This window comes from Streptomyces sp. NPDC002825, assembly GCF_040295385.1.
Lineage (GTDB): Bacteria > Actinomycetota > Actinomycetes > Streptomycetales > Streptomycetaceae > Streptomyces.
In genome coordinates this window covers 75,101-87,456 of the sequence record NZ_JBEOVH010000008.1, presented here as the reverse complement: position 1 = coordinate 87,456, position 12,356 = coordinate 75,101, and the positions used below count along the sequence as shown (strand labels likewise).

The 12,356-nt window shown below is 70.1% G+C and carries 9 protein-coding genes; 5 read left to right on the top strand and 4 right to left on the bottom strand.

Features of this window, described 5'->3' with window-relative positions; translation table 11 throughout:
* Window positions 1-24: 24 nt before the first annotated feature.
* Window positions 25-990 (bottom strand): glycoside hydrolase family 6 protein, encoded by a 966-nt coding sequence (locus ABT041_RS13435; RefSeq protein WP_351183427.1) that lies wholly within the window; start codon window positions 988-990, stop codon window positions 25-27.
* Window positions 991-1,289: 299 nt separating this feature from the next.
* On the opposite strand from ABT041_RS13435, the gene ABT041_RS13430 reads away from it, so the two are divergent.
* A complete protein-coding gene (locus ABT041_RS13430) occupies window positions 1,290-2,300 on the top strand; it encodes a LacI family DNA-binding transcriptional regulator (RefSeq protein WP_351183425.1) in 1,011 nt (336 codons plus the stop codon).
* A gap of 81 nt (window positions 2,301-2,381) precedes the next feature.
* On the opposite strand, the gene ABT041_RS13425 is transcribed toward ABT041_RS13430, so the two are convergent.
* The 3 genes from ABT041_RS13425 to ABT041_RS13415 all read right to left on the bottom strand — a co-directional run bounded on the left by ABT041_RS13425 (window position 2,382) and on the right by ABT041_RS13415 (window position 7,573).
* Complete coding sequence (locus ABT041_RS13425; RefSeq protein ID WP_502976469.1) at window positions 2,382-4,748, bottom strand: beta-xylosidase/alpha-l-arabinosidase; 2,367 nt, start codon at window positions 4,746-4,748, stop codon at window positions 2,382-2,384.
* Window positions 4,749-4,862: 114 nt separating this feature from the next.
* Window positions 4,863-6,305: an endo-1,4-beta-xylanase gene (locus ABT041_RS13420; RefSeq protein ID WP_351183423.1), complete on the bottom strand. Its 1,443-nt coding sequence runs from the start codon at window positions 6,303-6,305 to the stop codon at window positions 4,863-4,865.
* A gap of 254 nt (window positions 6,306-6,559) precedes the next feature.
* Window positions 6,560-7,573 (bottom strand): LacI family DNA-binding transcriptional regulator, encoded by a 1,014-nt coding sequence (locus ABT041_RS13415; protein WP_351183421.1) that lies wholly within the window; start codon window positions 7,571-7,573, stop codon window positions 6,560-6,562.
* Window positions 7,574-7,807: 234 nt separating this feature from the next.
* Here ABT041_RS13415 and ABT041_RS13410 point away from each other — a divergent pair, with 234 nt between their 5' ends.
* Genes ABT041_RS13410 through ABT041_RS13395 form a run of 4 tightly spaced genes read left to right on the top strand, consistent with a single transcriptional unit; the run spans window position 7,808 to window position 12,340 of the window.
* Window positions 7,808-9,097 (top strand): extracellular solute-binding protein, encoded by a 1,290-nt coding sequence (locus ABT041_RS13410; protein WP_351183419.1) that lies wholly within the window; start codon window positions 7,808-7,810, stop codon window positions 9,095-9,097.
* On the top strand, window positions 9,090-10,079 hold the full coding sequence (locus ABT041_RS13405) for a carbohydrate ABC transporter permease (protein WP_502976463.1): 990 nt from the start codon (window positions 9,090-9,092) through the stop codon (window positions 10,077-10,079). Before ABT041_RS13410 ends, ABT041_RS13405 begins: the two co-directional genes overlap by 8 nt.
* Window positions 10,076-10,906 (top strand): carbohydrate ABC transporter permease, encoded by an 831-nt coding sequence (locus tag ABT041_RS13400; RefSeq protein WP_351183417.1) that lies wholly within the window; start codon window positions 10,076-10,078, stop codon window positions 10,904-10,906. Before ABT041_RS13405 ends, ABT041_RS13400 begins: the two co-directional genes overlap by 4 nt.
* Window positions 10,907-10,942: 36 nt before the next feature.
* A complete protein-coding gene (locus ABT041_RS13395) occupies window positions 10,943-12,340 on the top strand; it encodes a glycoside hydrolase family 30 protein (protein WP_351183415.1) in 1,398 nt (465 codons plus the stop codon).
* The last annotated feature ends 16 nt before the right edge of the window (window positions 12,341-12,356 follow it).

The following is a 12,356-nucleotide window of genomic DNA, read 5'->3' as shown; positions in this document are numbered from 1 at the left end:
GCACCGGGCCACAGGAGTCGGAGGTCAGTAGCCGTAGATCATCTTGTAGGCCACCTCGGGGAGGAACTGACCGGCCGTGGAACCGGTCCCCACGCCGCAGTTGCCGTCGGACTCCCCCGGCGCCTTGATCCACAACAGCATCTCGGCGCCGCCTCCCAGCTGGGTCGGCGTGCCGATGCGGCGGCCGGCCGCGTTGCACCACTCGCCGTTGTAGCCGTTGCCGTTGCGGCTGGTGTCGACGACGAACGGCTTGGTGTAGCCGTAGCGGGCGGACAGCTCGCTGTTGACGGCGTTGCCGAAGGCGGTGTTCTGGGCGGTGGTGTAGTAGTTCGAGACGTTGAGGGAGAAGCCGTGGGCCTGGCGCAGGCCCGCTTCGTGGAGGCGCTGGGCCATCGTCCCGGCGCTCACCCAGCCGGGGTTGCCCGCGTCGAGGTAGAGCCAGGTGTTGGGAGCCTGGCGGTTGAACTCGGCGACGGCGCCGCTGATCATGCCCTGGCGTTCGCTGATCTGTGTCTGGGTCAGGCAGCCGTAGTCCGCGAGGGAGTCCGGTTCGAGGACGACGACGGCCGGGCGGCCGGCGATCCCGCCGGCGAACTGCGCGATCCAGGTCGCGTACGCGGACGGTGAGGCGGCGCCGCCTCCGGAGTGCCCGCCGCAGGAGTCGCGGTGGTAGATGTTGTACGCGACCAGGATGGGCAGCTTGTCCCGGGAGTCCGCGGCCCCGACGTACGCACCCGTCGCGGTGCCGATGGTGCCGCTCCAGGAGCCGAACCAGCGCGCCTGGGGCGTGTTGGCGAGAGACGCGTTGATCGCGGGCGTCCGGCCGTCACCGGGGTTCGCGGCGACCCACTGCTTGGCGCTGGAGTTCGGGTCCACGTAGAACCCGCTGGTCAGGGTGGTCGGGTCCGCCGCGTGGGCGGACGGCGCGACGGCGAGCGCCAAGGGCAGCGCGAAGCAGGCTGCCGCGAGGGCGCGGATTCGGCGGCGCATGACGGTACCTCGATTCCAGGTGGGGGACGCGCCGCACGCTCTCGTCCTGAGCGGGCGGCGCACTGAGGAAGTGCGGTGGTACGCCACCCCATGGCCGTGGAAGCGCTCCCACTGGAAGCGGTACCAGCCCGCGCTTCGGCAGCCATGGGGTGTGGCCGTATCGTGTGACGCCCTGTCCTGACTGTCAAGTAGGAGTGTTTTACCGGCACTTCACACGGCAGCCGGAAAGCTTTACAGTCGTGGAACTGGAAGCGCTCCCAGTCTTCCGTGCGTTCTGCTCGTGACAGGAGGGGCGGATCATGGCCGAAGGTGCGCCGCGCCGGCACACGACGCTCGACGAGGTGGCCGAACTGGCCGGTGTCTCACGGTCCGTGGCCTCGCGAGCGCTCAACAACGCCCCTCACGTCAGCCGCGCCAAACGCGAGGCGGTCGAACGGGCCGTCCGCCAGCTCGGTTTCGTACCCAATCCGACCGCCCGCGCCCTGGCGACGCGGCAGACGGGAGCGGCCGCCCTGGTCGTCTCGGGGGAGGATCCGTCGATCTTCGCCGATCCCTTCTTCGCCCGGGTGATCGCCGGGGCCTCGGCCGCCCTGGAGGACGCCGATCTGCACCTCATGCTCTGCCTGGCCGCCTCCGACCGGGGACGCGGGCGAGTGGAGCGGCTCCTGAGGTCCAAGGGCGCCGACGGCGTGATGCTCATGGCGCTGCGCGAGGACGATCCGCTGGCCCGCCTGGCCGAGGAGGCCGAGCTGCCCGTGGTGTTCGGCGGGCGGCCGGTCGGTCTGGAACCCCGGTGGTACGTGGACGTCGACAACGTCGGCGGGGCGCGCGCGGCGACCGAGCACCTCATCGCGGCCGGCCGGACCCGCGTGGCCACGATCTGCGGACGCCTGGACACCGAGGTCGGACGAGCCCGGTACCGCGGCTACCGGGACGCCATGCTGGCCGCGGGGCTCGAACCGTACCCCTCGGCCGGCGACTTCACCGGGCCCAGCGGAGCCGCCGCCATGGCCGCGCTCCTCGCACACCGTCCCGACCTGGACGGGGTGTTCGCCGCCAGCGACAACATGGCGGCCGGAGCCCTTCGCACGCTGCGGAAGGCCGGCCGCCTGGTTCCCTCCGACGTCGCCGTGGTCGGCTTCGACGACCTGCCCGTGGCCCGGATCGCCGAGCCGCCGCTGACCACGGTGCACCAGCCCGTGGAGGGCCTCGGCCGGGAGATGGCGCGCATGCTCGTCGCGCTCGTCGACGGACAGGACCCCACCCCGCTGATCCTCCCCACGCGCCTGGTCACCCGCGCCAGCGCCTGACGGGCTGCCGCGGCGGCGAGAGCCGTCCACCGGGCCCGCGCCGTGCCAGGGCCTGTCCGGCGGATCGGGGCCGGCCCCGGCCTAGGAGCGGCCCCGCCAGGTGGCGTGCAGGCGCCGGCGGTGGTCCAGCGGGCGCACCGGTCCTGTCAGGGTGACCCGGGCGGTCAGCCGCGGGTCGGTGCTGGAGGTGCTGAACAGCAGCTCCAGCGCCCCCGGCTCCACCACGCGCGTCCCCGCCCTGCCCGTGAACGACGCGAGGTCCGTGGGGACGGTCACGTGGATCCGTCTGCTCTCGCCCGGGGCCAGGTCGACCCGTACGTATCCGACGAGTCTGCGCACGGGCTGGACCACGGAGGCCACCGGGTCGTGCAGATACAGCTGGACGAGTTCGGTCCCGGCGCGGCTGCCGGTGTTCGCCACGGTGAGGGCGAGCCGAACCTCGCCGTCCGTGGGGATCTCGGCGGTCTCGATGTCCAGGTCGCTCCATTCGAAGGTGGTGTACGTGAGGCCGTGTCCGAAGCCGAAGGCCGGTGTGGGGTCGATGCTGGAGACCTCACCGGCCTGGCCCAGGCGGGAGGCCAGGTAGGTGGAGGGCTGGGCGCCGGCGTGGCGGGGCACGCTGACGGGCAGTCGGCCGCTCGGGGCGGTGCGTCCGCTCAGGACGGAGGCGATCGCGGCGGTCCCGGCCTCGCCGGGGAAGAAGGCCTGCAGGATCGCGGCGGACTCGTCGGCGGCGCGGCCGAGCGCGTAGGGCCGGCCGGCGAGGAGGGTCGTCACGACCGGTGTCCCGGTGTCGAGGAGGGCGTCCAGGAGCGGCTGCTGCGCTCCGGGGAGGTCGAGCGACTCGGCGTCGCAGCCCTCACCGCTGGTGCCCCGCCCGAAGAGTCCGGCGCGGTCGCCGAGCGCGGCCACGACGAGATCGGCGCGGCGGGCGAGTTCGACGGCCTCGGCGAAGCCGTCGGTGTCGGCGTCGTCGATGCCGGTTCCCCGCGCCACGAGGACCTCGGCGCCGGGGAACTCGGCCACGAGGGCCTCGCGCAGGGTGGGCAGGTCGATGCCGAGCGGGGTGGCGGGGTGCTGTGCGCCGACGTGGACGGGGAAGGAGTAGCAGCCGAGGACGGCGGTGGGAGCTTCGGCGTTGGGCCCGATGAGGGCGATCCGGATCGGGGTGCCGGGGTCGAGCGGCAGGGTGCCGTCGTTGCGGAGGAGTACGACCGCCTGTTCGGCGATGCGGCCGGCCAGCTCGCGGTTGGCGGCCCGGTCCAGGTCGACCGTGCCCCGGAGGGTGTCGGGGGCGGCCGTGGTGTCGGCGCCGCGCAGTGCCGGAGGGACCGGGCTCCAGTCGGGGTCGAGCAGCCCGAGCCGGGTCTTCTGCAGCAGGACCCGTCGGACGGCCCGGTCCACGAGCTCCTCGGGCACGTGTCCCTTCCGGACCGCCTCCAGGAGGGGCGCGCCGAAGGTCTTGACGGTGGGCAGCTCGACGTCGACGCCGGCGGCGAGGGCTGCTCCGGCCGCCTCGCCGAACGTGCCGGCGACGCCGTGCAGGGTCTTCAGGAACGCGATGCCGAAGTAGTCGGCCACGACGGTGCCGGTGAAGCCCCAGGTGTCCCGGAGCAGGTCGGTGAGCAGGCGGTCGTCGGCGGCCGAGGGGATGCCGTCGGTGTCGGTGTAGGCGTGCATCACGGACCGGGCGCCGCTCTCCCGGACCGCCATCTCGAACGGCGGCAGGATCACGTCGGCCAGCTCCCTCGCACCCATGCCGACCGGGGCGAGGTTGCGACCCGCCCGGGAGGCGGAGTAGCCGGCGAAGTGTTTGAGGGTGGCGACGACGCCGGCGGCCTCCAGGCCCTGGACGTACGCGGTGGCGATGGTCCCGACCAGGTACGGATCCTCGCCGATGGTCTCCTCGACGCGCCCCCAGCGGGCGTCGCGCACGACGTCGAGAACGGGGGCGAGCCCCTGGTGCACGCCCACCGCGCGCAGGTCGCGGCCGATGGCGGCGGCCATCTCCCGTACGAGCGCGGGGTCGAAGGTGGCTCCCCATGCGAGGGGTACGGGATAGGCGGTGGCGCCCCAGGCCGCGAAGCCCGCGAGGCACTCCTCGTGGGCGACGGCCGGGATGCCGAACCGGTTCGCGGCGGTGATCCGCTCTTGCGTCCGCATCAGGGAGAGGGCGCCGAGGGCGGGGTCGACGGGGGCGCTGCCGAAGGGCCGGGTGAGCTGGCCGAGACCGTCGGGCAGCAGCTCGTCCAGGTCGACCGGCTCCTCCATGTCGTGCTGGTGGGGGGCGACTTCGGCGCCTTCGTCGGAGGCCCCGACCCACACGCCGTAGAGCTGGGCGGTCTTCTCCTCCAGGGTCATCTCGCGCATCAGCGCGTCGACTCGGGCTTCCGTGCTCAGGGCGGGGTCGCGCCAGGCGCGGTACGGGGCATGGGGCTGGGTGGCCACGGTGTCGGTCACTTTCCTCCGACTCCCGTCAGGCCCTGGGCGAGGGCCTGACGGGAGAACGGATAGACGAGCAGGATGGGAGCTCGGACGGGTTCTCCGAGAACCGCGTGTCTGTCAGGTGCGGGTCCAGCGCTGGTTGGCGCCGCCCCAGCAGGAGTAGAGCTGGATCAGGGTGCCGTTCGCGGTGCCGTTGGCGGCGGCGTCGAGGCAGAGGCCGGACTGGACGCCGACGATGGATCCGTCGGAGTTGAGGCGCCACTTCTGGTTGTCGCCGCCCCAGCAGCTGTAGATCTGCACCTTGGCGCCGTTGGCGGTGCCGCCGGCGTCCAGGCACTTGTCGCCGTAGACCCTGAGTTCACCTGCGGCGGTGTAGGTCCACTGCTGGTTGGCGGCGTTGTTGCAGTCCCACAGGTTGAGCTGGGTGCCGTCGGTGGTACTGGCGCCGGGCACGTCCAGGCAGCGGCCCGAGGCGACGCCCTTGATCTGTCCGGCACCGGGCGAGGGGGTCGGAGTGGGGGTGGGGGAGCCGGCGTTGAGCGCGTTGAGGACGGAGGTGTACGCGGGCTTCTTGCTGCCGTCGCCGTTGAACAGCAGCGGCGTCTGATCCGCGCGCCAGGAGTCGGTGTCGCGCACACCCCAGACGGTGATGCCGAGGCAGCGCGGGACGGCCAGGCAGTCGTTGGTCACGTTGGCGTAGGTCGTGGGCGAGGCGCCCTGGATGTCGAGTTCCGTGACGGCCACGTCGACACCGAGGGCGGCGAAGCTCTGCAGCGTGGTGCGGAAGTTGCTGTTGTACGGGCTGTCGCTGTTGAAGTGCGACTGGAAGCCCACGCAGTCGATGGGCACACCGCGCTGCTTGAAGTCCCGGACCATGGAGTACACGGCCTGGGTCTTGGCCCAGGTCCAGTTCTCGATGTTGTAGTCGTTGTAGCAGAGCTTGGCGGCCGGGTCGGCGGCGCGTGCGGTGCGGAAGGCGACCTCGATCCAGTCGTTGCCGGTGCGCTGCAGGTTCGAGTCGCGCCGGGCTCCCGAACTGCCGTCGGCGAACGCCTCGTTCACGACGTCCCATTGCGCGAGCTTGCCCTTGTAGTGGGCCATCACGCCGTTGATGTGGTTGATCATCGCCTGGCGCAGTGTGCTGCCGCTGAGGCTCTGCATCCAGCCGGGCTGCTGGGAGTGCCAGGCCAGGGTGTGGCCGCGCACCTGCTTGCCGTTCTGCACCGCCCAGTTGTAGACGCGGTCGCCGGCGGTGAAGTTGAACTGGCCCTGCTGGGGTTCGGTGGCGTCGATCTTCATCTCGTTCTCGGGCGTCACCGAGTTGAACTCGCGCCCCGCGATCGTCGTGTACGCGGAGTCACCCAGCCTCCCCGAGGCGATGGCGGTGCCGAAGTAGCGGCCGCTCTGCGCGGCGGCGCTGCCGAGCGTGCTCTCGGCGGCCTGGGAGGACGAGGGTGCGACCAGGGCGACGGCGGAACCGAGGACGCCGACGACCAGCGCCGTACACAGACCGCCGGCCCTTCGGCGGACGGTGGAGGGGGGAACGGCATTCGAGCGCATGACGGACCTCCAGGATGGAAATCACGGAAGGGTTTGAGCGCGGCAGAATGAATCCACGCCGACGACGCCCGCAGGCACGGGCGAAATGGCAATAACGGTGCGGAATGCAGGGCGTGATGATTCACGGCCAACGCTCAGGATTCGGGCAGATGGCTGACCGAAACCGGCTCGGAATTCAGTGTGGAAATCTCGAAGAAACATGTCAAGAGTTTCGAAATGTTTCGAGAATCCGCCTGCCCTGAATGCTCGTTCCCCTAGCGTCGGGGCGGGGCCGTGGAGAGCCGGACCTTGAGTTCGGTCGAGAGCTCCATCCGCGGTGTGACCAGCGGCTGGTCCTCCATGACCTGGAACAGGGTGCGGGCCGCGACCCGCCCCATCTCCTCCAGCGGCTGGCGCACGGTCGTCAGCGGCGGTGACAGCCATTCGCACATCGGCAGGTCGTCGAAGCCGACGACGCTGAGGTCCCGCGGAATGCTCAGCCCGCCCTGTCGGGCGGCTTCGTAGACGCCCATCGCCTGCTGGTCGCTGCCGGCGAAGATGGCGGTCGGCGGGTCGGGGAGCGCGAGCAATTCCTGGGCGCACTGGAATCCGCCCTCGTGCCGGAAGTCACCGAACCGGATCAGGTCGCGGTCGACCTCGATTCCGGCCTGCTCCAGGGCGGTCCGGTACCCGTCGATGCGGGCCCGGCTGCAGAGCATCTCCCTGCGTCCGCCGATCGTGGCGATCCGGCGGTGCCCCAGCTGGAGCAGGTGCTCGGTGGCGGCGAGGCCGCCCGCCCAGTTGGTCGCTCCGACGCTCGGCACGCCGTTGCCGGGCAGGTCGACGGGGTCGATGACGACCAGCCCCACTCCGGCCCGTTCGACCTGGGCGCGCTGGGCCTGGGTGACCGAGGCGGTGACGAGGATGACGCCGTCGCTGTGGTGCAGGACCGGCAGAGCGGCCCAACTGGACGGCGTGGCCTCGCCGGGCGGGACGAGTGACACGACGGTGCCGACGCCGCGCTGGGCGCATTCGGCCTCGACGCCGCGCAGTATCTCCACCGCCCACGCGCTGTCCAGACCGCCGATGATCAGGTCGACGAGGCCCGATCTGCGGGCTCTGCCCTGCCGGCCCGGCGGGAGGTAGTTGTGGGACCGCAGCAGGCCCTCGATCCGTTGGCGTGTCGCGGGTGCGACATCGGAACGGCCGTTGATCACCTTGGACACGGTGGCCTGGGAGACCCCTGCCTCCGCGGCGATGACGGCCAGGGTCGGACGCCGTTCGCTCAACTTCCCTCCTCTGCCCGCACGCCGTGACCGGCGACAGGTCTCGCAAACTTTCGAAGAAGTTTCGAGGCGGGGTGACCTGCCTGTCAAGGCAGTCAACAGGCGGGTTTTTTCAGGGAAATCGGTGACACCCCTTGACCGGGGGGCTTCACGTTCCTAGCTTATGGCGGCACAGAATTCGAGAGTATTTCGAAAAGTTTTCGGCCGTATGACCGGCACTCTTCCCCCGGAGGTCCCATGACCAGCACCCTCCCGAGCCGACGAAGCTTCCTGGCGTTCTCGGGCCTGACCGTCCTGTCCGCAGCCATGACCGCGGCCTGCGGCGACGGTTCCGGTGGCAGACCGGCGGCCGACGGCAAGGTGACGTTCGAGTGGTGGAACATCGCCACGACGGAGCCGGGCAAGTCCCTCTTCCCGGAGATCTCCACGGCGTTCACGAAGGCACACCCGAAGATCGCGATCAACACGACCTCGCTGGAGAACGAGGCGTTCAAGTCCAAGCTGACCGCGACCACTTCCTCCGGCAAGCTGCCCGACGTCTACCAGACCTGGGGCGGCGGCGTGCTCCAGCAGCAGGTCGACGCGGACCTGGTCGAGGACCTCACCGACCTCCTCGACTGGTCGTCCCAGCTCACCCCGGTCTCGCTCCAGGCCTACCAGTTCGGGGGCCGGACCTACGGAATCCCGTACGACATCGGCATGGTCGGCTTCTGGTACAACAAGAAACTCTTCGCCAAGGCCGGGATCACCGCTCCGCCGGCCACCTGGGCCGCGTTCCTCGAGGACGTCAAGAAGCTCAAGGCAGCGGGGATCACCCCGATCGCGCTCGCGGGCAAGGAGAAGTGGCCCGGCCACTACTACTGGGCCTACCTCGCGATGCGCGTCGCCGGCCTCCCCGCCCTGCAGAAGGCCGCGACCACCAAGGACTTCACCGGTGCGGGCTTCGTCCAGGCGGGAGCCCACCTCAAGGAGCTCGTCGACCTCCAGCCGTTCCAGCCCGGCTTCCTCGGCGCCGGCTACGCCACCCCGGGCGGCCAGGCCGCGACCATGGGCAACGGCAAGGCCGCGATGGAGCTGATGGGCCAGTGGGGACCGTCGGTGCAGAAGGACGCGGGCGCCGACCTCGGAGCGGACCTCGGCTTCTTCCCCTTCCCGACGGTCGACGGCGGCGTGGGACAGGCCACCGAGGTGTTCGGCGGCGGAGGTGGCTTCGCGCTGCGCAAGGGAGCGCCGAAGGAGGCACTGGACTTCCTGAAGTTCTTCGTCCTGGAGAACGAGTCCAAGCTGCTGGCCTCCAACGGCTACCTGCCGGTGGTCAAGGGCGCGGAGAGCCAGCTCACCGACGCCAACAAGAAGGTGGTGGCAGACAGCCTCGTCAAGGCGACGGGCTTCCAGCTCTTCCTCGACCAGGCGTATCCGCCGGCGGTCGGCCAGGAGGTCAACGACAGCGTCGCCGACCTCATCGCGGGCAAGAAGACGCCCGAGCAGGTCACCGCATCGATCACCGAGGCTGCGAAGAGTGCCTAGTTCCGTGTCCACCCTGACGAAGGAGCGGACGGAGGAGGCCGTGCCCGCGCGCCCGCCGCTCCCGGCCCGGTCCGGCCTGGGCCGGTGGGGGGACTGGGCGTCCGTCGCCTGGTTCCTCGTCCCGGCCCTGGTCCTCTTCCTCGTCTTCGTCCTCGCCCCGATCGTCGTCGCCGTCTGGACCGGCTTCTTCAAATGGGGCGGGATCGGCCCCATGGACAACTTCGTCGGCTTCGCGAACTACACCAAGCTCTTCGACGACCAGGTCTTCCTCGGCGATCTGGGACGCGGGCTGTACCTGATCATCCTGTCGATCACCGTGCAGTTGCCGTTCGCCCTGTTCACCGCGGTCCTGCTCAACCAGAGGCTCCGTGGCCGGGCCGTCTACCGGATGCTGTTCTTCGCGCCGTACATCCTGTCCGAAGTGGTCACGGCGGTCCTCTTCACGATGATCTTCCTGCCCGGCGCCGGCATGGCCGACCACCTCGCAGGTCTCCTGGGCCTCGAGGGCTTGCAGGGCAAGTGGCTCGCCGATCCCTCGACGGTCATGCCGACCCTGTTCATCGTCATGGTCTGGAAGTACTTCGGCTTCCACATGATGCTGTTCCTCGCCGGACTTCAGAGCATCCCGTCCGAGATCCTCGAAGCCGCCTCCATCGACGGCGCCGGCGCCTGGCAGCGCTTCCGGTACGTGACGCTGCCGCTGCTCGGCCCGACGATCCGGATCAGCGTCTTCCTCTCGATCATCGGGTCCATCCAGCTCTTCGACCTCGTCTGGGTCATGACCGCCGGCGGGCCGAACCACTCCTCCGAGACGATGGCGATCGCGATGTTCCAGTTCGGGTTCAAGCGGTACCAGGTCGGCTATGCCAGCGCGATCAGCGTGGTGCTGTTCATGATCAGCCTCGTCTTCTCCCTCTTCTACCAGCGGTACGTGCTCCGCCGCGACCTGAGCGGGGCCGTCACCTCGGGAGGTGACCGATGAACGCCCGCCGGACCGTTCGCGGTCTTTCGCTGCACGCCGTGGTCTGGCTGATCGCCGCCTTCGTCGCCGTGCCTCTGCTCTACGCCGTGATCTCCGGCTTCAAGAGCACGGCGGAACTGACGAACAACCCGTTCGGACTTCCGGAGCACTGGAAGGTCGGCAACTACCTCGGAATTCTCGGCGACGGCATGTTCTGGCGGCAGATCGCCAACAGCGCGGGCATCGCCATCGGCACGACGGTCGTGACGGTCGTGGCCTCGGCCATGGCGGCCTTCGTTCTGGCCCGCTATGCCTTCCGGGGAAGGGAGTTGTTCTATACGCTCTTCACCATCGGGCTGATGTTCCCGTTCGCGGTGGCCGTCCTGCCGCTCTTCCTGATGCTGCGGACCTTCGGCCTGCTCGACAATCCGCTCGGAGTGATCCTCCCGCAGGCGGCCTTCGGGCTCCCCATGACGATCGTGATCCTGCGCGGTTTCTTCCGGACCATCCCGGCGGAGATCGAGGAGGCCGCGACCATGGACGGCTGCGGCAAGTTCCGCTTCTTCTGGCAGATCCTGCTGCCGATGGCCCGTCCGGCGCTCGGCACCGTGTCCGTGCTTGCGGTCGTCGCGAGCTGGAACAACTTCTTCCTGCCGCTGCTGGTGTTCAGCGACCCGAAATGGCAGACGATCCCGGTCGGCGTCCAGCAGTTCCAGGGCCAGTACTCGACCGACTTCGCGCTCGTCCTGGCCTACATCGTGCTCGCCATGGTCCCCGCCCTCGCCTTCTACGCCGTCGCCGAGCGCCAGCTGATCGGCGGCCTCACCGCCGGCGCCACCAAGGGCTGACCCGTACCGCGCGACCTCCCTCCCCGAGGAGACTCTGTGAAACGTCTGACCGCGCTGACAGCCGTCGTCTTGTCAGCGCTCACCTCGACCGTGGCCACCGCCGACCCCGCCCCTCCCGCCGCCCCCGTCCGTGCCGCCATCGACTTCCGGGCGGAACTCCAGCCCATCGACGGATTCGGCTTCTCCATGGCCTTCCAGCGGGCCGACCTGCTGCACGGAGCCCGCGGCCTCAGCCCGGCCAAGCAGCGCGAGGTGCTCGACCTGCTGCTCAGCAAGGACAAGGGCGCGGGCCTCTCGATCCTGCGCCTCGGCATCGGTTCGTCGACCGACCGGGTCTACGACCACATGCCGACGATCCTGCCGACCGATCCCGGCGGACCGGACGCCGTGCCGAAGTACGTCTGGGACGGCTGGGACGGCGGCCAGGTCTGGCTCGCCAAGGAGGCCAAGGCGTACGGCGTCGAGCGGTTCTACGCCGACGCGTGGAGCGCCCCCGCCTTCATGAAGACCAACAACAGCGAGAACGACGGCGGCGAACTCCGCCCCGAATGGCGCCAGGCCTACGCGAACTACCTCGTCCAGTACGCCAAGTTCTACCAGCGCGAAGGCATCGGGATCACCGACCTGGGATTCACCAACGAACCCGACTGGACGGCGACCTACGCCTCGATGAGGTTCACCCCGCAGCAGGCCGTCGACTTCCTCAAGGTGCTCGGGCCGACCGTGCGCGCATCCGGACTGAAGACGGAGCTGGTCTGCTGCGACGCGGCGGGCTGGGACCGGCAGGTCGCCTACACCGAGGCCATCGAGGCGGACCCCGCGGCCGACAGGGCCGTACGGACCGTCACCGGCCACCGCTACAGCGGTCCGACGACGGTCCCGCAGCCCACCGACAAGCACGTGTGGATGTCGGAGTGGTCGCCGGACGGCTCCACCTGGAACGAGAGCTGGGACGACGGCAGCGGCTACGACGGTCTCACCGTCGCGGCCGACATCCAGAACACCCTGACCGTCGGCAACGCCAACGCCTACGTCTACTGGACCGGGGCGTCACTCGGCGCGACCCGCGGGCTCATCCAGCTCGCCAATCCCGGTGACGGCTACCGGGTCTCCAAGCGGTACTGGGCGCTGGCCGCCTTCAGCCGGTTCATCCGCCCGGGCGCCGTCCGCGTGCCGGTCACGAACACCGACCCGGCACTGCAGGTCACGGCCTTCCGCAACGCCGACGGCCGCCGCGTCGTCGAGATCCTCAACACCGCGACCACCGAGCGCTCCGCCGCCTTCTCCCTCCGCGGCGGACACGACCGGCAGCCCGAGGCATACGTCACCGACGGGACCCGCTCGATCACGCCGGCCGACATCGCCTCCACGCACGGCACGACCCTCACCGCGAGGCTCGCCCCCCGCGCGCTGACCACGATCGTCCTCGACTGACCCCCTCTCACCCTCG